The 23,210-nt window shown below is 41.2% G+C and carries 21 protein-coding genes; 15 read left to right on the forward strand and 6 right to left on the reverse strand.

Annotation, left to right across the window (positions count from 1 at the left end; genetic code table 11):
- Window positions 1–110: 110 nt before the first annotated feature.
- From accD to PR795_RS01515, 6 genes are all read left to right on the forward strand, one after another.
- Entirely contained in the window at window positions 111–1,079 is a 969-nt protein-coding gene (gene accD / locus PR795_RS01490) for an acetyl-CoA carboxylase, carboxyltransferase subunit beta (protein ID WP_181480067.1), read from the forward strand.
- On the forward strand, window positions 1,069–2,358 hold the full coding sequence (gene folC, locus PR795_RS01495) for a bifunctional tetrahydrofolate synthase/dihydrofolate synthase (protein ID WP_181480066.1): 1,290 nt from the start codon (window positions 1,069–1,071) through the stop codon (window positions 2,356–2,358). The genes accD and folC overlap by 11 nt, the downstream gene beginning before the upstream one ends.
- Window positions 2,359–2,363: 5 nt before the next feature.
- Window positions 2,364–3,074 (forward strand): cell division protein DedD, encoded by a 711-nt coding sequence (gene dedD / locus PR795_RS01500; RefSeq protein ID WP_036962970.1) that lies wholly within the window; start codon window positions 2,364–2,366, stop codon window positions 3,072–3,074.
- A gap of 177 nt (window positions 3,075–3,251) precedes the next feature.
- The gene (gene cvpA / locus PR795_RS01505; protein ID WP_006660265.1) at window positions 3,252–3,755 is read left to right on the forward strand and encodes a colicin V production protein; all 504 of its coding nucleotides are present in this window, start codon (window positions 3,252–3,254) and stop codon (window positions 3,753–3,755) included.
- Between the two features lie 14 nt (window positions 3,756–3,769).
- Window positions 3,770–5,287 carry an amidophosphoribosyltransferase gene (gene purF, locus PR795_RS01510; protein ID WP_006660266.1) on the forward strand — a complete coding sequence of 506 codons (1,518 nt, stop codon included), beginning with the start codon at window positions 3,770–3,772 and terminating at the stop codon, window positions 5,285–5,287.
- A 340-nt stretch (window positions 5,288–5,627) separates the two neighbouring features.
- Window positions 5,628–6,200 carry a UbiX family flavin prenyltransferase gene (locus PR795_RS01515; protein ID WP_006660267.1) on the forward strand — a complete coding sequence of 191 codons (573 nt, stop codon included), beginning with the start codon at window positions 5,628–5,630 and terminating at the stop codon, window positions 6,198–6,200.
- Here the strand turns inward: PR795_RS01515 and PR795_RS01520 are convergent, their stop codons facing one another.
- Window positions 6,201–7,106, reverse strand: a complete 906-nt coding sequence (locus PR795_RS01520) for a TIGR01777 family oxidoreductase (protein ID WP_006660268.1) — start codon at window positions 7,104–7,106, stop codon at window positions 6,201–6,203.
- A 271-nt stretch (window positions 7,107–7,377) separates the two neighbouring features.
- Here PR795_RS01520 and yfcD point away from each other — a divergent pair, with 271 nt between their 5' ends.
- Complete coding sequence (yfcD, locus tag PR795_RS01525; RefSeq protein ID WP_006660269.1) at window positions 7,378–7,920, forward strand: NUDIX hydrolase YfcD; 543 nt, start codon at window positions 7,378–7,380, stop codon at window positions 7,918–7,920.
- A 46-nt stretch (window positions 7,921–7,966) separates the two neighbouring features.
- Here the strand turns inward: yfcD and PR795_RS01530 are convergent, their stop codons facing one another.
- The 3 genes from PR795_RS01530 to ackA form a co-directional block, all read right to left on the reverse strand.
- On the reverse strand, window positions 7,967–9,100 hold the full coding sequence (locus PR795_RS01530) for a hypothetical protein (RefSeq protein ID WP_272516587.1): 1,134 nt from the start codon (window positions 9,098–9,100) through the stop codon (window positions 7,967–7,969).
- A gap of 133 nt (window positions 9,101–9,233) precedes the next feature.
- On the reverse strand, window positions 9,234–11,378 hold the full coding sequence (pta, locus tag PR795_RS01535; protein WP_006661357.1) for a phosphate acetyltransferase: 2,145 nt from the start codon (window positions 11,376–11,378) through the stop codon (window positions 9,234–9,236).
- Window positions 11,379–11,444: 66 nt separating this feature from the next.
- A complete protein-coding gene (gene ackA, locus PR795_RS01540; RefSeq protein ID WP_006660272.1) occupies window positions 11,445–12,647 on the reverse strand; it encodes an acetate kinase in 1,203 nt (400 codons plus the stop codon).
- A 585-nt stretch (window positions 12,648–13,232) separates the two neighbouring features.
- Here ackA and yfbV point away from each other — a divergent pair.
- The 6 genes from yfbV (at window position 13,233) to PR795_RS01570 (ending at window position 18,025) form a co-directional block, all read left to right on the forward strand.
- Window positions 13,233–13,688, forward strand: coding sequence for a terminus macrodomain insulation protein YfbV (gene yfbV, locus PR795_RS01545; RefSeq protein WP_006661358.1), 456 nt, complete (start codon window positions 13,233–13,235; stop codon window positions 13,686–13,688).
- 160 nt (window positions 13,689–13,848) lie between these two features.
- Entirely contained in the window at window positions 13,849–14,343 is a 495-nt protein-coding gene (locus PR795_RS01550) for a YfbU family protein (protein WP_006661359.1), read from the forward strand.
- A 58-nt stretch (window positions 14,344–14,401) separates the two neighbouring features.
- The gene (locus PR795_RS01555; RefSeq protein WP_181480064.1) at window positions 14,402–15,076 is read left to right on the forward strand and encodes a sugar phosphatase; all 675 of its coding nucleotides are present in this window, start codon (window positions 14,402–14,404) and stop codon (window positions 15,074–15,076) included.
- Window positions 15,077–15,163: 87 nt separating this feature from the next.
- Complete coding sequence (locus PR795_RS01560) at window positions 15,164–16,993, forward strand: SLC13 family permease (protein WP_181480063.1); 1,830 nt, start codon at window positions 15,164–15,166, stop codon at window positions 16,991–16,993.
- Window positions 16,994–17,168: 175 nt separating this feature from the next.
- Window positions 17,169–17,594, forward strand: a complete 426-nt coding sequence (locus PR795_RS01565; RefSeq protein ID WP_051459691.1) for a hypothetical protein — start codon at window positions 17,169–17,171, stop codon at window positions 17,592–17,594.
- Window positions 17,595–17,704: 110 nt separating this feature from the next.
- Window positions 17,705–18,025 (forward strand): hypothetical protein, encoded by a 321-nt coding sequence (locus PR795_RS01570; protein ID WP_148284705.1) that lies wholly within the window; start codon window positions 17,705–17,707, stop codon window positions 18,023–18,025.
- Between the two features lie 130 nt (window positions 18,026–18,155).
- Here the strand turns inward: PR795_RS01570 and yfbR are convergent, their stop codons facing one another.
- Entirely contained in the window at window positions 18,156–18,737 is a 582-nt protein-coding gene (gene yfbR / locus PR795_RS01575; protein WP_272516588.1) for a 5'-deoxynucleotidase, read from the reverse strand.
- 206 nt (window positions 18,738–18,943) lie between these two features.
- Here yfbR and PR795_RS01580 point away from each other — a divergent pair, with 206 nt between their 5' ends.
- Window positions 18,944–19,102: a hypothetical protein gene (locus tag PR795_RS01580; RefSeq protein WP_154601841.1), complete on the forward strand. Its 159-nt coding sequence runs from the start codon at window positions 18,944–18,946 to the stop codon at window positions 19,100–19,102.
- Window positions 19,103–19,427: 325 nt separating this feature from the next.
- Here the strand turns inward: PR795_RS01580 and PR795_RS01585 are convergent, their stop codons facing one another.
- Window positions 19,428–20,642: a pyridoxal phosphate-dependent aminotransferase gene (locus tag PR795_RS01585; protein ID WP_181480062.1), complete on the reverse strand. Its 1,215-nt coding sequence runs from the start codon at window positions 20,640–20,642 to the stop codon at window positions 19,428–19,430.
- A 790-nt stretch (window positions 20,643–21,432) separates the two neighbouring features.
- Between PR795_RS01585 and PR795_RS01590 the strand changes: the two genes are divergently transcribed.
- Window positions 21,433–22,350, forward strand: a complete 918-nt coding sequence (locus PR795_RS01590; RefSeq protein ID WP_006661364.1) for a LysR family transcriptional regulator — start codon at window positions 21,433–21,435, stop codon at window positions 22,348–22,350.
- Window positions 22,351–23,210 lie beyond the last annotated feature (860 nt).

Consider the following 23,210-nt stretch of genomic DNA (forward strand, 5'->3'; position numbering starts at 1 on the left):
GGCAAAAAATAACATACTGATAGATACTCCTTATATCACCATCCCTGATATTCAGTGATTGGTATTACTTGGAGTCTTGTCAGAGTGCAATCAGACGAAAAGGTCCATTAATGAGCTGGATTGAGAAAATTTTAAAAAAAGGTACTTCAACCCCATCCCATAAAGCAAACATTCCTGAAGGTGTTTGGACTAAATGTGATAGCTGTGGGCAAGTACTTTATGGCGCTGAGCTTGAGCGTAACTTACAAGTGTGTCCGAAATGTGACCACCATATGCGTATTCATGCTCGTCAACGCCTTGAATCCTTCCTTGATGAAAACTCAACAACGGAATTAGGTAGCGAATTAGAGCCAAAGGATGTGCTCAAATTCCGTGATTCTAAAAAATACAAAGATAGAATTAGCACAGCACAAAAACAAACGGGCGAAAAAGACGCTATCGTTGTTATGAAAGGGACACTCAAAGAGATGCCTATCGTTGCCGCAGCGTTTGAATTCTCCTTTATGGGGGGTTCAATGGCATCGGTAGTGGGAGCACGTTTTGTCCGTGCTGTAGAACAGGCTCTGGAAGATAACTGTCCATTAGTGTGTTTCTCTGCAAGTGGCGGCGCACGTATGCAAGAAGCGCTGTTATCGTTGATGCAAATGGCAAAAACCAGTGCGGCATTGGCAAAAATGCAAGAACGCGGCTTGCCGTATATTTCTGTACTGACCGACCCAACTATGGGTGGTGTTTCTGCAAGTTTAGCCATGTTAGGTGATATCAACGTTGCTGAACCTAAAGCCTTGATCGGTTTTGCAGGACCTCGCGTTATTGAGCAAACAGTACGTGAAAAATTACCTCAAGGTTTCCAACGCAGTGAGTTCTTGTTGGAAAAAGGGGCAATTGACATGATCGTACGTCGCCAAGATATGCGTGACCGTCTGGCTGATGTATTAGCGATGTTAACGAATAAACCAAGTCCGAATACTGCGCCAACACTGGTTGTTGAAGTTGTTGATGTGGAAATTGATCTTGCTGACGCTGTCGATGGAACAGAAAACGCAAAAGGGTCTAAACATAAAAAAGATGATGAGTAATCTAATCATTCCTACAGCCAAGTCTCCTTTGGAGGCTTGGCTTTCTTATCTCACCGACCTGCATAGCCAAAATATCGATATGGGGTTGGAGCGAGTAGGGCAAGCTGCCCGTCAAATGCATTTAACCCAACCTGCTCCGCGCGTCATTACCGTTACTGGAACCAATGGGAAAGGCACAACATGCCATACCCTTGAAGCTATTTTAATGGCGGCGGGCTTGAAAGTGGGTGTGTATAGTTCTCCCCATTTAGTTCGCTACACTGAACGTGTTCGTATCCAAGGTAAAGAACTGACTGAAAATGCGTTCTGCCAAGCGTTTGCAACCATTGAAGCGCAGCGTGGAAATATTTCGTTAACCTACTTTGAATATGGCACCTTAGCTGCACTACAATTATTTAAGCAAGCTGAGTTGGATATTGTGATCCTCGAGGTGGGCCTAGGTGGTCGTCTTGATGCTACGAATGTGGTGGACGCGGATATCGCAGCTATCACCAGTATTGCTCTCGATCATACAGATTGGCTAGGCTCTGACCGCGAACATATTGGTCATGAGAAAGCGGGTATTTTCCGTCAAGGTCACTATGGTGTAGTGGGTGAGCCTGACATGCCTGATGCCATTGGTGCTTATGCTGACAAAATCGGCACAATGTTATTTCGGCGTGACAAAGATTGGCATTATCAAGAGTATGCAGATCATTGGTCATGGGAAAGCTCACAGCGTTCATGGGAAGATTTACCCTTACCGAATGTGCCATTAGCCAATGCGGCAACGGCAATGGGGGTGATCAGCTGCTTGATGGAGATTGACTCCGTATTAGCGCAGAAAATAACCAACAAAGCGATTCACCAAGGCTTAAGTACCGCTCAGTTACCGGGGCGTTTCCAAATCATTGGCGAAAACCCGTTAATGATTTTAGATGTGGCGCATAATCCGCACGCTGCAGGTTACTTAGTTTCCAAACTCGCACAATTACCGAGGCGAGAAGGTCGTCGAATTCGTGCGGTAGTAGGCATGCTAGGGGATAAAGATATTCAAGGTACATTAACCTGTTTATCCCAACAAGTTACAGATTGGTATCTTGCGCCGCTAAGAGAATTTCGTGGTGCGGATGTGACTGAACTTAGCAAACATATTGATGGTGCTCACGAATTTGATTCAGTGGAAGCCGCTTGGCGACAAGCCTGCGTGGATGCGAAACCACAAGATGTGATTGTTGTGTGTGGATCATTCCATACAGTAGCACACGTCATGATGCTATTAGAGAAAACAGAAGGATAAAGTCAGTGGCTAGTAAATTCCAGAATCGTCTTGCTGGCGCCATTGTATTAGTCGCTGCGGGGGTCATTGTGCTGCCCGGGCTACTGGATGGCGATAAGAAATACAATGAAAATGAATTTGCAGCCATTCCGATTATTCCCAAACCGGGTGATGAAGAAGATATTGAGTCGATTGCACCGATTACACACAGTGCATCAACGGCTTCTTCAGAAGGAACTTCTGAAGCGATGTTATCGGAAGCTATCACCGAGCAAAAGCAAAGTGAACAGCCGCCAGTAGCCGCAAACAGTGCAAATCAAAGTGTGACAAATCAAAATAATGGCGCTCAAAATGGGAGTGCGATTCCGACAAATGTTGCGCCTGAAAAACCGCGAGTGGAGCCAAAGCCGGAACCTAAACCTGAGCCTAAACCAAAAGTAGAGTCAAAACCTGAACCAAAACCTGAACCTAAGTCGGAGCCTAAGCAAGAACCTCAAGGCAAAGCGTATGTGGTACAAGTTATCGCGCTAAATAATGCGAGTAAGGTTGAGGAAATAGTGGCTAAACTGAGATTGTCGGGGTATCAGGTTTATACGGTGCCAGCGAAACCGGTGAACAATAAATTAACCCGTATTTATGTAGGTCCTGAGGCATCAAGGCAGAAACTTGAATCTGCATTACCTGAACTTAATGCGATAACAGGTACAAAAGGGATTATTCAAGCTTTTAAGCCTTAAAATGACATTGGATTATCCCTAAAAAATAAGGGTATTTAGTAACTTACTGCGGCGATTATGATTTTTTCTTTTCGCCGCTGATTTTTTTAAATTCAATGAAAAATGGTTACGCAAACGTTTTCGTTTTCTGTTAGAATGCATTCGCCGCTGACGTGAATGCGAATTTTGGAATGAAATATGGTCTGGATTGATTACACAATTATCGCCATTATTGGCTTCTCGGCACTGGTAAGCCTGATTCGTGGATTTGTACGTGAGGCATTATCGTTAATCACATGGGGTTGTGCGTTCTTCGTTGCAAGTACGTTTTATCCCTACTTGGCGAGCTATTTTACGAACTTTGAGGATATTTTGGTTCGTAACGGTATTGCCATTGCGGCATTATTCATTGCAACCCTGATTGTAGGTGCGGTAGTGAATTATGTGATTAGCTCACTGGTACAAAAAACCGGATTATCGGGTACAGATCGTGTACTGGGGATTTGCTTCGGTGCGTTGCGTGGGGTATTAATTGTATCGGCGCTATTGTTCTTTCTCGATACATTTACTCCGCTTCCTCAAAGTGAGGATTGGCATCGTTCACAGCTTATTCCACAGTTCAGTCATATTATTAGGTGGTTCTTTGACTACCTGCAAAATGCGTCAAGTTTCCTACCGGAGAATATTTCTCCGTCTGGCTGATGAGGAAAGACTAAATGTGCGGTATTGTCGGTATCGCCGGTGTTTCACCGGTAAACCAATCAATTTATGATGCGTTGACGGTGCTACAGCATCGTGGGCAAGATGCAGCGGGTATTGCGACCATCGATGGTAAAAACAATATCCGTTTGCGTAAAGCAAATGGTTTAGTAAAAGATGTCTTTGAAACTCGCCATATGTTGCGACTTCAAGGTTCAATGGGCATAGGACATGTACGTTATCCTACAGCGGGTAGCTCAAGTGCATCTGAAGCTCAGCCTTTTTACGTTAACTCTCCTTTTGGTATCACCCTTGCACATAATGGTAACCTGACAAATGCTCACGAACTGACTCGTAGCCTATTTGAAACAGCGCGTCGCCATGTGAATACCACCTCAGACTCCGAAATTCTGCTAAATGTATTAGCGCATGAATTAGATAAGTTTGATCATTTTCCTCTCGAACCTGACAACATTTTTAGTGCCGTCGCGTCAATGCACAAAAAAATCCGTGGTGCTTATGCCTGTGTGGCATTGATTATTGGTCACGGGATGGTGGCATTTCGTGACCCATATGGCATTCGTCCATTAGTTCTCGGTCGCCGTATTTTGGCAACTGGCGAACACGAATATATGGTGGCATCTGAAAGTGTGGCATTAGACACGTTAGGTTTTGAATTCCTTCGTGATGTCGCACCCGGTGAAGCCGTGTATGTCACTGAAGATGGTAAATTATTTACTCGCCAATGTGCAGAGAATCCACAACTGACGCCGTGTATTTTTGAATATGTTTATTTTGCTCGCCAAGATTCCTTTATTGATAAAATCTCGGTGTATAACGCAAGATTGCGCATGGGGCAAAAGTTGGGGGCTAAAATTGCACGAGAGTGGGAAGATCTGCATATTGATGTCGTGATCCCAATCCCAGAAACCTCTTGCGATATCGCCTTGGAAATTGCACACATCCTAGATAAACCATACCGTCAAGGGTTTGTGAAAAACCGTTATGTTGGGCGCACGTTTATCATGCCAGGGCAGCAAGAACGTCGTAAATCAGTACGGCGTAAGCTGAATGCAAACCGTGCTGAGTTCCGTGATAAAAACGTTCTGCTGGTGGATGATTCGATTGTGCGCGGGACCACATCTGAGCAAATAGTGGAATTAGCCCGCGAAGCTGGTGCGAAGAATGTGTATTTTGCTTCCGCTGCGCCAGAGGTACGTTTCCCGAACGTATACGGCATCGACATGCCAAATGCGAATGAACTGATTGCACACGGTCGTGAAGTCGATGAAATTCGAAAATTGATTGGTGCAGATGGCTTAATCTTCCAAGATCTCAGCGACCTCGTGGACGCAGTTCGTGAAGAAAACCCAGAAATTAATGAATTTGAATGTTCCGTATTTGACGGCATTTACGTGACGAAAGATATTGACCAAAGTTATTTAAATTATCTGGAAAATCTGCGTAAGGACGATGAGTTAAAGTTGAAAGATCAGAGTGATGTTGAGGATTTAGAGATATACAACGAAGGCTAAATTTTCGGGGAGCCTCGTCATACTTCACGCTGTAGCGTTGTTGGCTGTATTAGCTAACCCTAGTCACATACCTGTCTATGCTCCTAGGGATTAGCTAACTTGCCGCCTAGCTACAGCATGAATTATTTAGAGGATTAAATCTAAAACTAAGCTGAAAATGAAGTTAGTCTGAATTACCTTTCACTCATGTTTCCTTCATTCCTTTATTTATACCCACTTATTCCGTGAGTAAAGTTTTGCTCTGTATTTTTACTATACTGACATCTACACCTTGCCTCTCTCTCACTTCTTCACGATATTTGGTATATAATGCAGGAAATTACGTGAATTGGGGTTGAGCATGAAAAAACTTATCATTGGGTTAACGGGAGCGAGTGGGGCAATCTACGGTATTCGATTGCTGGAAGTGCTTAAACCTGTGAAAGATGTGGAAACCCACCTAGTGATGAGTGCGGCAGCACGTCAAACTCTCGCGCTGGAGACCGATTTCAGTGTGAAAGATGTTCAACAACTTGCTGACCATGTTTATGATAGCCGCGATATCGCCGCTGCAATCTCCTCAGGCTCATTTCGCACTGCGGGTATGGTAATAATGCCTTGTACTATGAAAACGCTTTCAGGCATCGTACACAGCTATACAGACACATTAGTAACCCGTGCGGCAGACGTCGTATTAAAAGAAGGGAAAAAACTGGTGTTAGGGGTACGGGAAACGCCACTGCATTTAGGGCATTTAAAATTGCTCGTTCAAGCCGCAGAAATAGGTGCCGTGATTATGCCCCCAATGCCTGCGTTTTATCATCAGCCTCAATCTATTCAAGATATTGTCGATCAAACCGTGAATCGCGTACTTGACCAGTTTGATATTCAGCTCGACCATGATTTGTTCACCCGTTGGCAGGGCGCTAAATAATCACGGTGTTGGTGTTAATAAATCTTCCAAAGCAATTCTCAGTTCAATAAATTCAAATGCAAAGCCAGCCTCTTCTAAGCGTTTTGGAATGGCTTGCTGTCCCCCTAATAATAAAGTGGCAGATTCACCAAGCACGCCTCTTACGGCGAAAGCGGGCGTGCGCACGAAAGAAGGGCGATTGAGTACATCTCCCATCATGGCAGCAAATTGGTCATTATGGACAGGATAAGGTGACGTCATATTAAATGGACCTGATAAATCCGGTGTTTCCATTAAAAACAAAATCGCTTTTACCATATCGTTAATGTGGATCCACGGCATATATTGCTTTCCATGACCAATCGGTCCACCTGCCCCCATTTTGAAAATAGGCAGAATTTTGGCGAGTAGACCACCTTTAGGGGATAAAACTAATCCAGTACGCAATAGGCAAACGCGCGTTTTGCTTGATTGGGCTTCGAGGGCAATGGCTTCCCAGCGTGCAGCTAACTGATGGGTAAATTCGTCATGGGGTTGGTCTGATTCAGTCACTACAGACTGACCTTGATCGCCGTAATAGCCAACAGCAGATCCAGAAAGAAATACATTCGGTGGGGTTTCACTGGCTTTAATCAAATCCGTTAACTGTTGGGTTATTTTCCAGCGACTTTCACAGAGGATTTGTTTTTGTGCGGTCGTCCAGCGTTTTTCTGCGATGGGTTCACCGGCAAGGTTGATGACTGCATCAAATTCGTTGAGATTTTTTCTATCGCTGAGGGTTGTCCAGCATTCAACCGCTTTACAAAATAGACTGTATACTTTTTGTGGTGAGCGACTTAATACCGTGACCTGATGTGAATGCATCACTAACGCTTGAACCAGTTGGGTACCAATTAACCCTGTTCCGCCTGTTATTAGTATTCTCATTTTTATCCCCTCTATTTAAAGCGTTATAACGCTCTAAATAATCCGATTTTTACCATCTAGTTTGAGTTAACTATAGCATTTGCAAATAAGAATTGTTGGGTTTCAGTTAACGGTTCAAAAAAAAGAATTTTGTGCTATATCTTAAAGGGATGTGTTGATTTTTATGAGGGAGACAAAGCACAAATTTGCTTAGGATCCCTTGCAACGCATAAGTGAAAAGAATACCTTGTATCAAAGTATTTCGTTGGGCAAGTTAAATAAGGTTTTCAGGATGGAACAACAGACCGAATTCGTCGAGTGGGTGGATATTGTTGACGAAGATAATAATGTGATAGCTCAAGCAACCCGTCGCCAAATGCGGGCTGAAAATTTACGTCATCGCGCAACGTATATCGTGGTACATGACGGTATGGGTAAAATTTTGGTGCAAAGAAGAACTGACATTAAAGATTTTTACCCTGGACTTTTGGATGCAACCGCTGGGGGCGTAGTGATGCAAGATGAAAATATTCTTGAATCAGCTAAGCGCGAAGCTGAAGAGGAGCTGGGCATTGCGGGTGTTCCTTTTGCGGAACATGGTACCTTCTATTATGAAAACGAAATCTGCCGAGTATGGGGTGGGCTGTTTAGTTGTGTGAGTCATGGTCCTTTCGCATTACAAGAAAGCGAAGTGGTTGAGGTGAGCTGGCTAACACCAAAAGAGATTACAGCACGTTGCGATGAATTCACGCCTGATTCACTTAAAGCACTGTCATTATGGTTAACGCGCAATAATGAAGCGGATAAAGCGATTAGCTGTTCCAGCCCAGAGTAAGCTCGGATATGAGAAGAAAGGACTACTAAGGTAGTCCTTTTATATTTTATGATTTATAAAATTTTGGCTTGTTGATTTTATTCGGCAGCGGATATTGATGAAGTTTATCGGCGTAGGAGGTATTAACCTCGATGATTGGCTCATTTTTCTCATTCATTAAGCATTCTTGCTGAGATATTATTTTTTCAATGAGACTAAAAAAATTTTTCTTCTTCGCTGTTATATAAAGGCCTTTATTAGGTTCAAAGAACTTGAATATGATTTTATTGTTGATATGTTTAATCGTAATCCCCATAGCATGATCTTTCGTTAGAAAATCACAAATGGTATCCTTTTGTTGTTGTAGTCGATTATTAATTCGCTGTTTAAATTCTTCAAAGGTTATATAATTTTGTGGATTTAATTTTACATTGTTATCAATAATCGTATAGGTGTCATACTTTATATTATATTGATTATTTCTTTGTGTTATTTGATGCTTAATGATTTTTTTCTGGTGATTTTTAACCAGTTCAAAAAACGGTTTAATGCCGATCTGTGATAAATCAGTTAGTGTAAAATTAGAACATTTTCTCTTAATTTCTCGAGCTGTTAGTTTCATTAAATTAAGTTCAAAATGACTTTTTCCTTTTAATACGTTCTTCTTGGCATTTTTCGATGTGGAATAGGTATAAAAATATAATTGATGTAATAATTTTTTTAAATTAATAGCATTATCTTCCCCTATATTATTCAGTAATAAGGCACCGTTTTTAAAAAGTACTGCATTGATAGAATTAAGCATATTTCTTTGTTTTAACTCATCGCTGTCATTTGAAAAATCAAAATTTTTTATGGCGTGGTCAATATGTAGACTATAATCAATTAATTTTTGTCTATCAATTATTTGACAAAAAGCGTCATTTAAAAAAGTGTGATAATGGCGAATGTTTCCCTTGGCGTTATGTGTTTTTTTTAATGCGCGCGCCAGATTTTTTATATATGTTTTTTCATCATTTGCATGAGCATAAAATAAGAAAGCATGTGTTAATCCATAACAAACACCTTTTTCGGCTTCTTGAATATTTTTAATGCCGATTATATTACGGGAAAACTCATTTTTAGCAGTATCTTTAAAATGGTCAGTTAATTTTATCTGTTTAAACTTAATACTGACTCTTTGGGGGATAATCATAACCATCCTCAATACTCTTGTGAAAACATAGAGGATCATGATATGAAAAAGGGAAAATGTTATTTTCAAATAGCGATGAAAAAACAAAGGTCAATCAGTTTCCTGATTGACCTTTTAACGTAATGCCTAATAACGAAAATTATGCGTTTTCGTTTTGTGCAGCTTGAATTGCTGTCAGTGCAACGGTGTAAACGATATCGTCTACCAGAGCACCACGAGATAAGTCGTTAACTGGTTTACGCATACCTTGCAGCATTGGACCGATAGAGACTAAGTCCGCAGAACGTTGTACGGCTTTATAAGTGGTGTTACCGGTGTTCAAGTCAGGGAAGATGAATACAGTGGCTTTACCCGCAACAGGTGAGTTTGGCGCTTTAGATTTTGCTACATCAGCCATAACCGCCGCGTCGTACTGTAACGGACCATCAATCATCAGATCTGGGCGTTTTTCTTGTGCTAAGCGCGTAGCTTCACGAACTTTTTCAACATCACTACCCGCACCGGAATTACCCGTTGAGTATGAAATCATCGCAACACGAGGTTCAATACCAAAGGCTTTTGCTGAATCGGCAGATTGGATCGCGATTTCAGACAGTTGCTCAGCAGTTGGATCTGGGTTAATTGCACAGTCACCATAAACAAAGACTTGTTCTGGCAGCAGCATAAAGAATACAGAAGAGACTAATGAGCTACCTGGTGCAGTTTTGATTAACTGTAATGGTGGGCGAATGGTGTTTGCTGTGGTATGAACCGCACCAGAAACCAGTCCATCTACTTCACCTTTTTCTAGCATCAATGTACCCAGAACAACGTTATCTTCCAATTGTTCACGAGCAACCACTTCGGTCATGCCCTTGCTCTTACGCAGCTCAACTAAACGCGCAACATATTCTTCGCGAACTTTAATTGGGTCAACGATTTCGATACCAGCGCCTAATTCGATACCTTGAGATGCTGCAACACGGCGGATGTCATCAGGATTACCTAACAATACGCAGGTCGCGATACCACGTTCAGCACAAATCGATGCCGCTTTAACGGTACGTGGCTCATCACCTTCAGGCAGGACGATACGTTTGCCTGCTTTACGAGCCAGTTCAGTTAACTGATAACGGAACGCTGGAGGAGACAGACGGTTTGGACGTTCAGAATCAGCAACCAGAGATTCAATCCAGTTACTGCTAATGTGGCGAGCCACATAGTTTTGAATTTTCTCGATACGCTCATGGTCATCAGCAGGTACTTCAAGACTGAAGCTTTGCAGATTCAGCGAAGTTTGCCATGTGTTGCTGTTCACCATAAACACAGGTAAGCCCGTTTCGAATGCTTGTTCACAAAGTTTGCGAATAGGTGCATCGATATCATAGCCGCCTGTTAATAAGATAGCCCCGATTTCTACACCGTTCATTGCGGCTAAAGAGGCTGAAACCAGTACGTCAGGGCGGTCTGCGGAAGTCACTAACAGTGAACCTGGGCGGAAGTGTTCCAGCATGTGTGGAATGCTACGTGCGCAGAAGGTTACTGATTTAACGCGGCGAGTGTTGATTTCACCTTCGTTAACTACTTGTGCATTTAAGTGTTTTGCCATATCGATTGCACGGGTGGCAATCAGGTCAAAGTTCCAAGGGATCGTCGCTAATACTGGCAGATTCAAACATTCGAGCGCTTTCGCATCGATGTTAGCCACCGTCGCTTTGGTCGAATCGTCGAAAATTTCAGACAGGTCAGGGCGAGTACGACCTTGATCATCAACAGGTGCGTTAACTTTATTAACGATAACCCCGATGATATTTTCATTACGTTGACCACCGAACTCGTTACGAACCAGCTCTAAACGTTCTTGCATTTGCTGAATTGAGCTGTTGCCTGGCGCGGTAACGAAAACAATTTCTGCGCCTAAGGTTTTCGCAATTTCGTAGTTCAATGATTGAGCAAAAGAGTGCTTGCGCGTTGGGACTAAACCTTCGATCAGGATGACTTCTGCATCTTTGGTGTGCTCGTGGTAGCGAGCCACAATCTCTTCCATCAAAATATCTTTTTTAGATGATGTCAGAAGAGATTCAACATATTCCATTGTTAAAGGTTCAACAATGGTCGTGATGCTGGAGTGTGAACGTAAAACTTCGGTGGTTTGGTCTTTATTACCTGAAACGCGTGGTTGTGCGATTGGTTTAAATACGCTCAGCTGGACACCTTTTTGTTCCATTGAGCGAACGACACCCAGACTGACGCTGGTTAAACCAACGCTGGTGCCAGTAGGAATTAGCATAATTGTACGGGACACGGGAACCTCGTTTTTTGGTTACTCTAAAGCAGTACCGCCAGCATAAGGCTGGCGGCAAGAAAGTCTTTATGCTGTTAAGCGTGCAGCATCTTGGGCAATCACCAACTCTTCATTCGTTGGGATAACCAGTGCTGGGCGGCTGTTATCGGTGGTGATGACACCTTCTTTACCGAAACGTGCCGCTAAGTTGCGCTCGTGGTCATATTCGAAACCAAGAATAGCTAATTTCTTCAATGTGATTTCACGAACTTGTGCAGAGTTTTCACCGATACCACCAGTGAAGATAATCGCATCAAGGCGTCCTTCCATCAGCGCACTGTACGCACCAACATATTTCGCTAAACGGTGGCAGAATACATCCATTGCGCGGGTTGCATCCGCTTTGGTGCCATAGTTATCTTCAACATAACGGCAGTCGCTAGTCACACCCGTTAAGCCTAGTAAGCCAGACTCTTTCGTCAGCATTTTGTTGATTTGGTCAACGCTCATGCCTAATGAATCGTGTAAATGGAAAATAATCGCAGGGTCGATATCGCCGCTACGAGTACCCATTACTAAGCCTTCTAATGGAGTTAAACCCATTGATGTATCAACACATTTACCGTTTACGATTGCTGATACTGAACCACCATTACCTAAATGGCAAGTGATAACGTTCAGTTCATCAACTGGTTTGTTCAGTTTTTTCGCTGCTTCACGAGAAACATAGTAGTGGCTAGTTCCGTGTGCGCCATAACGACGAATGCTGTGCTCTGAGTATAATTCGTATGGCAGTGCATACAGATAAGCTTCTTCAGGCATTGTCTGATGGAATGCAGTATCGAATACAGCGACGTTTTTACCGATCAGGTGAGGGAAGGATTTTCTTGCTTCTTCAATACCGATCAGGTGAGCAGGGTTGTGTAAAGGTGCAAATGGGATTGCCGCTTTAATACCTGCGATGACTTCATCGTCGATCACCACAGAAGACGTGAATTTTTCGCCGCCGTGAACAATACGGTGACCGATAGACGAAATTTGAGCAGACAGTTCAGGTTTCGCCGCAAGAATAGTATTCACGATGAAATTTAATGCTTCGCTATGCGCAGCACCCGCGCCTAAAGGCGCCTCATGTTTTTCGCCGTCCATTTTCCATTTAATACGAGCTTCAGGCAAATTAAAACATTCAGCTAAACCTGATAGAAATTCATCTCCATTAGTCGGATCGATGATTGCAAATTTCAGTGAGGAGCTACCGCAGTTTAAAACCAGTACCAGCTTACTTGACATGGAAATACCTATCTTAGTTGATGTTGTGAAGCCCGTTATCAGGACACACAGACTTAGTTGAAAAATGTAAGTCGCTAGAGCCTAGCGTATTTATATCCGACCAATTCATGATTGATATCATGATATGTGCAAAAAAGAACATGGGTCGATGATTTTACAGGGTTTTCTGTAGCAAACGTTACGTAATGCTGTTAAATAACTGTGAAAAATAAGTCACGGCATCGTGTTGAAATAACGTGCAGAGCCCCAATATATCACTGTTGTTTACTTATTAAAGAGAACTATTAAGCAACATAGCCCGGTAGTCATTCTAATTGCGGTCGATTCTACTAAAACTATTTTATATTTTATATGTTTTTTTTAAAAATAGGGCGTTTGGTTGATTAAAATCATAAATGCCATATAAAGTGTAGTTATAGCGGTAAGTTATGCATTCACTAGAATAGTGGGTTTCATTTAAGTTAGCTGGATTAAAGCTAAATTTGTGAAAATGAACTTAAAAACTGAGTGTGCGTTCATACTCAATTTGACGTAAGCTAGCCGAAGATTGATATTGTTTTTGTGATGGTAGTAGGAAATTTATTGATGAGCACAATACAAAGTACCCCTCCAGGTTTTTTTAAACGATTCAGATTAGGGAATCACTATCTGAAGGTTTTTCCTATGGAAAAAAAGCTAACACCGCTGTTTCCTGAGCTACGTATCAATAAAGCGATCCGGTTTGGGATCCGTTTCATGCCGCCAATTGCAATATTTACGCTCGCTTGGCAAATCGCCTTAGGTGGGCAGTTAGGACCTGCGGTTGCCACAGCGCTATTCGCCTGTAGCTTGCCAATGCAAGGGTTATGGTGGTTAGGCAAACGTGCTGTTACGCCATTACCTGCAGGGTTATTGAGTTGGTTTTATGAAATCCGCGATAAATTTACTGAAGCGGGAATTGCAATGGCGCCTATCGAACAACAGCCGGACTATCTGGCGCTAGCCGAATTATTGAAAAAAGCGTTCAAGCAGTTAGATCACACTTTTATGGAAGATATCTAACGTTATTTTTGATCCTAATTAAAGTCAGGTCTAACAACAAAGCTCTATTTAACAATAACTAATACAAAATAGTTGTTTAGATCAATAAAAATGATATTTCATCTGTGCATTATTAACATTGAATGCGAAGATGGCAGTAAATTATTTATGGAGAGCTGTGATGGAAATGACCAACGCTGAACGCTTAATTATATCCAATCAATATAAAATGATGACCATGCTAGACCCTGATAACGCAGAGCGTTACCGTCGTCTTCAAACGATAGTTGAGCGTGGATTCGGTTTGCAAATGCGCGAACTGGATAGAGATTTTGGTGAGTTGAGTGAACAAACGTGCCGTACTGTCATTGATGTGATGGAAATGTACCATGCATTGCAGGTTTCCTACGGCAACATGGAAGATAAACATGGAGTCGATGAGCGCCGTGTGCAATTTTTAGGCTTTGATGCGGCGACAGAGGCTCGTTATCTGAGCTATGTACGCTTTATGGTGAATACCGAAGGGCGTTATACGCACTTTGACAGCGGTACTCACGGTTTTAACTCTCAAACGCCTATGTGGGATAAATATTTAAGAATGCTGAAAATTTGGCAAGCTTGCCCTCGTCAATATCATCTTTCAGCGGTCGAGATTTCTCAGATTTTAAATGCGTAACCGTATTTTAGGTAAAAACACAGAGCATATTTGCATTAGGTAAATAAAAGGGTTCAATGTGAAGTTAAAAGCAAAAGGTTTTTTATTCGATCTCGATGGAACATTGGCGGATTCACTCGCTGTTGTTGAGCGCTGTTGGTGTTTATTTGGCGATAGAATTGGTGAGGATAAGCAAGCAATTATCGATTATATCCATGGAAAACCTGCGATGACGACATTGCGTCATTTTTTACCTCATGCAAGCGAAGAAGAGCTACAAAGCCATTTTCGTTGGTTAGAAAAAATGGAAAGTGAAGATATGGACGGCGTTGTTGCGCTGCCAGGGGCAATAGCGCTGTTATCTTCACTGAATAAATTAGGTGCGCCTTGGGCGATTGTGACATCAGGAACAGTGCCAATCGCTCATGGACGCCGAGCCGCCGCTGGCTTGCCTGAACCTAAACATTGGGTCACTTTTGAAAAAGTCTCTAAAGGTAAACCAGACCCAGAACCTTTCCAATTAGGGGCGAAAAGCCTGTCTCTTCCTCCTGAAGACTGCATCGCTTTCGAAGATGCGCCCGCGGGTATTCATTCTGCGCTAAGTGCAGGTTGCCAAGTGATTGCTGTTCATGCACCAGAAGGTATGCTTCGACGAGATGAAATCTCTGCGATTATTAGTACATTAGAGCAAATCTCCGTGACTGGACCTGACAATAACGGCTATTTTGAGCTTTTCGTATCGAAAAACGCCTAATTACGATCTAATCAAAGAAATCCTCTTAAAAACATGGTTAACTAACTAAAATCTTTAGCCTGTTTTTTTTCGTCGAAAGGGGATATTTTGAACGGAGAATTGCTGTGGGTATTAACCCTACTATTGATCGCGGTTGTTCTATTTACGACCAATAAAATCCGCATGGATGTGGTTGCCTTATTAGTCATTGTTGCATTTGTATTGAGTGATACATTGACATTACAGCAGGCAACCGCGGGTTTTGCGGATCCTAACGTTTTATTGATTGCCGCTTTGTTTGTCATCGGAGATGGTCTGGTTCGTACCGGAATTGCCTACCAAATGGGGGAGTGGCTCGTCCGAGTTGCAGGCAGCAGCGAAAGTAAAATGCTTGTCTTTTTAATGATGACGGTGGCGGGACTCGGTGCATTCATGAGTTCTACTGGCGTTGTCGCCATCTTCATTCCCGTCGTGCTCAGTGTTGCTGCACGGATGAAAACATCCCCTAGTCGATTAATGATGCCATTAGGCTTTGCCGGTCTGATCAGTGGCATGATGACGTTAGTCGCTACGCCACCGAATATGGTCGTGAATAGCGAATTAGTTCGTGAAGGGCTACCCAGCTTTCAATTTTTCTCAATTACCCCGATTGGACTCCTCATTTTATTGGCGGGCATTGGTTATATGTGGCTGACTCGTCGCTGGCTAGGAAGCAATGAACCCGATAAACAACCCGTAAAATATCAGCGTAGTTTCCGTGATTTGATCCGCGATTATAAACTGGCGGGGCGTGCCCGTCGGTTAGCTATTCGTAAAGGGTCTTCACTGATTGGACACACGCTTGATGAGCTTCATTTGCGTTCCCGTTACGGCGCGAACGTGGTAGGGATTGAACGCTGGCGCAAGTTTCGTCGTGTAATGGTGAGTGCAACGGGAGGGACTGAGCTACGCGAGCGCGATGTTTTGCTGATTGATATTTCAGTGACTGACGATGAGCTGCGCCAATTTTGTAGTGAACAACTTCTTGAGCCAATGATCTTACGTGGAGATTATTTTTCCGAACAATCAAGGGATGTGGGGATGGCGGAAGTGTCTATGAACCCAGACTCAGAATTATTAGGTAGAAGTTTACGAGAGATTAAATTTCGTACCCGATATGGTTTAAACGTCGTGGGGATACGCCGCGATGGAAAGGCCCTTGATGGAAAACTAGTGGATGAGCCTCTGCGCTTAGGGGATATTTTGCTGGTCATCGGTGATTGGAAATTAATTCGTATTCTATCGACCAAACCGCGTAATTTTATTGTATTGAACTTAGCTGCTGAAGTTGAGGCGGTAGCCCCAGCTGCTTCGCAAGCCCCTCATGCGTTATTTTGCCTTGCGCTCATGGTAGCGATGATGGTTACCAATGAAATCCCTAACTTTATTGCAGCGTTACTTGCCTGCTTATTAATGGGGAAATTCCGTTGTATTGATATGGAAAGCGCGTACAAATCGATTCACTGGCCGAGCATTATTTTGATTGTTGGTATGATGCCATTTGCTATCGCTTTACAGGAAACCGGGGGGATAGCCCTAGCGGTAGATGCACTGATGAAGGTCGCTGGTGGATTAGGTCCGCATGTGATGTTACTGTGCTTGTTTATCTTGTGTGCCACCATTGGGTTATTTATTTCTAACACCGCAACCGCAGTATTAATGGCACCCATTGCGATTGCCGCAGCGCGTCAAATGGAAGTCTCGCCACTGCCATTCGCTATGGTCATTGGTATCGCGGCATCCGCCGCATTCATGACACCGGTTTCTTCCCCAGTTAATACTTTAGTGCTCGGACCTGGTGGCTATAAGTTTGCCGATTTTCTAAAGATGGGAGTTCCCTTTACGATTATCGTGATGTTTATTAGCGTAGCCGTGATCCCTATTTTATTTCCCTTCTAATTAACTCGATAGCGCCTACTTTATTAAGGCGCTATTAAACTCAATAAGGCTTACTGCCTGTGATGATAAAGATCAATTCGTAATATTTAATCCATTACCGCTTACCTGCAGAATATTGTTATTTTTATTACCGGAACAGTCATTAAAATTAATGGATATCTACGATGAGGTAATAATGAATAATGATAAGACAGAAGTTAAAAATATCGTTTCTGGGTATGATGGTCTTTGTACCTTTGAAAATTATTGGGGAGAGAAGTTAATTTCGGTCCGTTTAGAACATTATACTTCCGGAATGCTGAATAAAACAAAATATTTTATGTCAACGATGGAGTTAGAAAATATTGCTGACCGAACGGAGTTAAAAAAAGTTTTTTCCATACGTACGTCGATAGGGGAACTGGATCGCTATGACTATTGGGCTGTGACGTTGCACACTAAAAGTGGACGCCTATTCAGAACGAAAGACCGGTTTCGTTGTTCTTATACCTTCCATGATTCATTTGATGCGGTTCTTGGTGTAAATGGCGCTGCAAGAACGTTATATATCGCATTTTCTTCATCGTTGGGATGCAGTACAGAATTGATTGAAGTTTTATAATTAATAATACGAAAAATAAAGGTAACGAAATGGCGAAAAAGTGTATTGGGGAAGTTAGCTTTGAAAATTATTGGGGGGAGAACATATTCTCAATATATTTAGGATATCATATGGCAGATATCTATGATTCATTCGGATCTTCGCGATACTCTCGGAATGTTGTGTACAATAATATACCTGATAAAACAAGGATTGATAATATCATGTGGTTTGTCTATGAGCTGGATGCTCCTGCATCTTATAATTATTGGTTCCTAAATGTGATAACAGAAAGTGGGAAAGTATATACAACCAAGAGCGGTTTTTATTGCTCGATTACAGATGCCGATGATGAAAAAGTGGTCCTGGGTGTCAATGGTGAATCTGAAAATCTCTATGTTCATTATTCTTCTTCAAGTGATTGTTCAACTAAAATGAAAAGAAATTTATAAGTATTTAATTTAATTATTATGAATTGAAAATAACAGATGAATGACACATCATGTTTTCATGATGAAGTATAAATATTAATTTGGTTGTAGGATGTTTAAAGTAGGAATGAAGATCATTCCTACATATCGGTTAATTACTAATTTCATCTAACGAAAGCTTAAAACCCGGGACGAAATGCCGTAAAAAATAATCCATTTCTAGGCTATTTCTTTCTTCAAGCATTTTTTCTAAGCGTTTTTTGGCGAGTTTAAATTCACTGTTACCCGCGGATAATTCCTCTAAACATTTTAAATAAGCACATAAAGAATCGGCTTGTTTAACAATGAAATATTCTTCTTCTGACTGCAAATCTTCAATAATTAATTCCCTGAAATCATCTTGAAGTTCTTCAGGTAACATGTCTAATAGCTTTTGCTGAGCAAATTTCTCTATTTTCTTGTATTCATGCGCAATTTGTTGGTTATGGTACTTAATTGGCGTGGGTAAATCTCCCGTAATCACTTCACTGGCATCGTGATACATGGCGAGTAGAGCAATGTGTGATGCATCAACATTTCCCCCAAATTTTTTATTTTTAATAATGGCAAGTGCGTGTGCAACCATAGCAACTTGCAAGCTATGCTCAGAGACGTTTTCCGTTCGGACATTACGCATTAGTGGCCAGCGATGAATGAGTTTCATTCTAGCAAGATGGGCAAAAAAGTAACTCATAACTCCTCCTTGATTGAAATAATCATGTGTGAAAATCATACATTAGATATCAGTAAATTTATATTTAATATTAAGTATTTTTATTTTGAATAAGTGAATATAACTTAATGAAAGCTAATGTTTTAAATGAATTAAGCATAGGAGGAAATGTATCAAAATTCCCATTAATTATCCAAGTATCAATCCAATAGCATCGAGGAGATTATATGGAAGTCGCGTTATCAGCAAAAGGTACGGTTACATTAGAGAACTTTTGGGGAGAGCCCTTAAAATTGATGAAACTTACACACTTATCATTACGAACATCCACTGTTGAACTAAAGGATGTGCCTCAAGGGGCGATTCATAATCATGCAATGAAATGATCAAAAAAGGATTAAATAAAAAAGTTAAATTGAGAGTATCCATATTCAATTATCTAAATAAGACGTGCAAGAGTAAACAAGTTATCATCCAATAATAAATTGATTTGATATTTTTAGTCACTATAATCGAGAGGTAGATAATTAAACTGATCGAGGATGAAATGAAATATTTCCCAGTAATATTGGTGTTGTTTTTCTTAGCGGCTGTTTATTTAATTTCCATTATTTGATTATCCAATAAAGAGCCTCATATTTAGATATTAAATTTTCAGTTATAAAAATAGCCCATATCGGGCTATTTTTATTTTTCACCAAGCCGCCAATATTATTGGCGATAATTTTCTAAGAAACGACCAAACTTATTGATAGCCATTTCTAAATCATCAGCATAAGGTAGCGTCACGATACGGAAATGGTCAGGCTCTGGCCAGTTAAATGCGGTTCCTTGGACTAATAGCACTTTTTCTTGTAGTAATAAGTCAAGGATCATTTTTTGGTCATCGTGAATATTAAAACGTTTAATATCAATTTTAGGGAACATATACAGGGCACCTTGTGGTTTAACACAAGAGACGCCTGGAATTTGATTAATCAATTCCCATGCACGATTACGCTGTTCATATAAGCGTCCACCTGGTTGGATAAACTCACTGATACTTTGATAGCCGCCTAACGCAGTTTGGATAGCATGCTGCATCGGAACGTTTGCACACAAGCGCATAGAGGCTAACATTTCTAAGCCTTCAATATAGCCTTTAGCGTGTTTTTTCGGGCCGTTTATCGCCATCCATCCTTGGCGGAAACCTGCAACGCGATAGGTTTTTGATAGCCCATTGAACGTGACTGTCAGTAAATCAGGTGCCAGTGCTGCAATAGAGTGGTGCTGCGCATCGTCATACAGAATTTTATCGTAGATTTCATCAGCGAAAATAATCAGGCTATGTTGACGGGCAATTTCGACAATTTCCATCAGCAGTTCTTTACTGTACACCGCCCCTGTTGGGTTATTCGGGTTGATGATGACAATACCACGGGTGCGTGGGCTGATTTTTTTACGAATATCGTCAAGAGCAGGCATCCAGCCTTGCTGTTCATCACACATATAGTGCACTGCGTTACCACCCGATAAGGAAACCGCTGCGGTCCAAAGTGGGTAGTCAGGAGCAGGCACCAGCATTTCATCGCCATTATTAAGCAGTGCTTGCATCGCTTGAACGATAAGTTCAGAAACGCCGTTACCGATATACACATCTTCAACCGTCATATCGTGAATATCACGGGCTTGGTAATGTTGTACGATGGCCTTACGCGCTGAATATAAGCCTTTTGAATCACAGTAACCTTGCGAGCTTGGCAGATTGCGCAGGACATCAACGAGGATCTCATCAGGTGCTTCAAAGCCAAACGGTGCCGGGTTACCAATATTCAGTTTTAAGACTTTATTGCCTTCTTCTTCTAAGCGCTTTGCTTCTTTTAAAACTGGCCCACGAATGTCATAGCAGACATTATCGAGCTTATTGGATTTCAGTATGTTGTTCATGGTTCTCTCATTACCCTAACGGGCTTGCGATGATAGGGGATTTCCGGCGTTGTTATCTACTGTACTCCTCCCTCGGAAGCTTTTGAAGATGCTAGATAATTTTTGGTGCAAAAGGTTGGTTTAGACATGAATCAGATATATGCTATCTTAAAGTATTGAATAAGTTAGATGTTGATTCTGGTTGTGGTTGTTAAGTTGGAATCTAATTCTGATAATTATCGCTGTTTTGGAGTGGAAAAGTAAAAAAATGACGCTATGACAAACGTGTCAAAATTGTATCACTCTGTAAGTTTGAATCTTAAATCATTAAACTAGAAATAAATTTAACTATTGGTCGGGGGATTTTTGATAGTTTTTGGCTTTTTTTGTTAGCAATATTGATTATTTTAATAAGAATATTCTTAATGGAAACGTGTTTATAATGTTTAGCGTATTGATAATTAATAAAATTGTTAATTTACATCATATGTTACATAAAGAGCTTACATTAAAATAATTGCAACTACATTAAATATGTTACTATTTAGTCCTATTCAATTATTGCGGGTTTATTGCGCTTTTTGTTAATCAGCGCCCGCTTTATTGATAGAAACTTAAAATGCTATTTAGATAATTAAAGTGACTTTAGTTAATTATCAGATAGGTATAGCAATGTAGAGTATTTGAATACAATAAATGCAGATCTATGGATTAGAAATGCAAAAAGTTGGATCATTTTTAAGACTCGCTGATTCTCACGGAGGAGAGCAGAAACACCAGGTATCATAAAATTATATAAAGAGAATGTACGATGATAAATTCCAATCGTCCCATAATGAACTTAGATCTCGACTTACTACGCACATTTGTCGCAGTGGCTGATCTTAACACTTTCGCCGCTGCCGCTGCCGCAGTATGTCGTACTCAGTCCGCTGTTAGTCAGCAGATGCAACGTTTAGAACAATTAGTTGGTCGTGAATTATTTGCACGCCACGGGCGTAATAAGCTATTAACTGCCCATGGTTTACAATTGCTCGGTTATGCGAGACAAATTCTACGCGCCAATGATGATGCAACGGCATCATTAACGTATAACGATGCAGATGGTGAATTACGCATCGGAGCATCCGATGACACAGTCGATATCTTACTCCCATTTTTATTGAACCGTATCGCTTCCGTTTTTCCACGTATCGCGGTAGAAGTTCGAATTAAACGTGCTCAGTTTATTGAATCAATGTTAGATAACCACGAAATTGATTTAGCCTTAACGACGAGCCGTATTCCTCAACACCCGAAAACTGCATTAAGAACTGTTCCTATTTTATGGCACAGTGCACCAGATTTTCAGTTACGCCCAAATGAACCGATTCCATTGGTAGTGATGGATGAAACTAACCCATACCGTAAATTATGTACTCATGCATTAGATGAGGCTGGTTTACCATGGCATGTGGCGTATGAAGCGGCATCATTGCCAGCTGTTCGCGCTGCTGTGAATGCTGAAGTCGGTGTGACGGCACGTCCAATGGAAATGCAAAATGCGGATCTTCGTATTTTGAGTGAAGCGGATGGTTTACCGCGTTTACCAGATATCCAATACTGGTTATACAAAAATGCGGATGAGCAAAAAGATTTTGTGCTTACCGTCTTTAGCGCGATTGAAAACAAAAAAATCCCTTATGCAGTAGCCCCTGCGGCTGAGCAAGTAGAGAACAGTGGTCAATAAGATCACTCTTTGTCCTTATCGATAAAATAGGTTTTTTATCAAGGGTAAGTGGCAAAACAGTATTATGTTTATCCGGCTGGATCAGTGTGTCTGATTCGGCCGTTTTTATTTTTTACTTATTGCTTTTTCCTCTGCGCAATACTGCCTCTCGATTGTTATCAAAATGATCTTAATGCCAATTTTCTCTCCTTACTCATCAAGTGGTTAATAGAGACTTAAGTCAATTTTAGTCGTACGATATTTTACTTAAGAGTGAGATGATAAAAAAGTGAACAAAGTTTCTGTTCAATAGGTGATAAAACACACGTATTACCCACTTATTAAGTATGGATTAACGCGTAAGAGCATGAAATAATTGTGATGTATATGGCATAACATGAAATTCATTAGTTAGTTAACGATTTGTTACGTCGTTAACAATAATTTTTTGCTGAATTGATAAAATAGCTGAGAGTACTCAGTGGCTTAGTGGGCATGATGAATAAAAAATCGTTATTGCCTCTTAAATTAAATTCGGATGTTATGTAAACAAATTGAGTATTTTTTCAATAAATCTGTGCGTTAGATCAAATAAAAAGCACATTTTTTCGTCTGTTAAGACAGGTTTTTCCTGAGATAATGGTGTAGTAAAAACGAATAATCAGTTAGACTACTTTGCGTGTTTATTTGTGTATAGTAACACTGACACGTTTTAGCAGATAATGAGTACTTTTTGTTTCGCTGATGTTTTTTGTGTGTGAATTTTTTGTAATAAGTACGGGTTATTTTGTTCATTTGAGCAGAATAAAATGTAGTGGGAGAGGACGAACCAAACGGCAGTCGTTAGACTGATTTTAGTTTGGTGATCTTGCAGTTTGGGG

The sequence above is a fragment of the Providencia sp. PROV209 genome, from assembly GCF_028479485.1.
GTDB classification, from domain to species: Bacteria; Pseudomonadota; Gammaproteobacteria; order Enterobacterales; family Enterobacteriaceae; genus Providencia; species Providencia alcalifaciens.

Coding starts and splice junctions, on each gene's coding strand:
- accD (WP_181480067.1), top strand. CDS start 111: ATGAGCTGGATTGAGAAAATTTTAAAAAAAGGTACTTCAACCCCATCC.
- folC (WP_181480066.1), top strand. CDS start 1,069: ATGATGAGTAATCTAATCATTCCTACAGCCAAGTCTCCTTTGGAGGCT.
- cvpA (WP_006660265.1), top strand. CDS start 3,252: ATGGTCTGGATTGATTACACAATTATCGCCATTATTGGCTTCTCGGCA.
- purF (WP_006660266.1), top strand. CDS start 3,770: ATGTGCGGTATTGTCGGTATCGCCGGTGTTTCACCGGTAAACCAATCA.
- PR795_RS01515 (WP_006660267.1), top strand. CDS start 5,628: ATGAAAAAACTTATCATTGGGTTAACGGGAGCGAGTGGGGCAATCTAC.
- PR795_RS01520 (WP_006660268.1), bottom strand. CDS start 7,106: ATGAGAATACTAATAACAGGCGGAACAGGGTTAATTGGTACCCAACTG.
- yfcD (WP_006660269.1), top strand. CDS start 7,378: ATGGAACAACAGACCGAATTCGTCGAGTGGGTGGATATTGTTGACGAA.
- PR795_RS01530 (WP_272516587.1), bottom strand. CDS start 9,100: ATGGTTATGATTATCCCCCAAAGAGTCAGTATTAAGTTTAAACAGATA.
- ackA (WP_006660272.1), bottom strand. CDS start 12,647: ATGTCAAGTAAGCTGGTACTGGTTTTAAACTGCGGTAGCTCCTCACTG.
- yfbV (WP_006661358.1), top strand. CDS start 13,233: ATGAGCACAATACAAAGTACCCCTCCAGGTTTTTTTAAACGATTCAGA.
- PR795_RS01550 (WP_006661359.1), top strand. CDS start 13,849: ATGGAAATGACCAACGCTGAACGCTTAATTATATCCAATCAATATAAA.
- PR795_RS01565 (WP_051459691.1), top strand. CDS start 17,169: ATGAATAATGATAAGACAGAAGTTAAAAATATCGTTTCTGGGTATGAT.
- PR795_RS01570 (WP_148284705.1), top strand. CDS start 17,705: ATGGCAGATATCTATGATTCATTCGGATCTTCGCGATACTCTCGGAAT.
- yfbR (WP_272516588.1), bottom strand. CDS start 18,737: ATGAGTTACTTTTTTGCCCATCTTGCTAGAATGAAACTCATTCATCGC.
- PR795_RS01580 (WP_154601841.1), top strand. CDS start 18,944: ATGGAAGTCGCGTTATCAGCAAAAGGTACGGTTACATTAGAGAACTTT.
- PR795_RS01585 (WP_181480062.1), bottom strand. CDS start 20,642: ATGAACAACATACTGAAATCCAATAAGCTCGATAATGTCTGCTATGAC.
- PR795_RS01590 (WP_006661364.1), top strand. CDS start 21,433: ATGATAAATTCCAATCGTCCCATAATGAACTTAGATCTCGACTTACTA.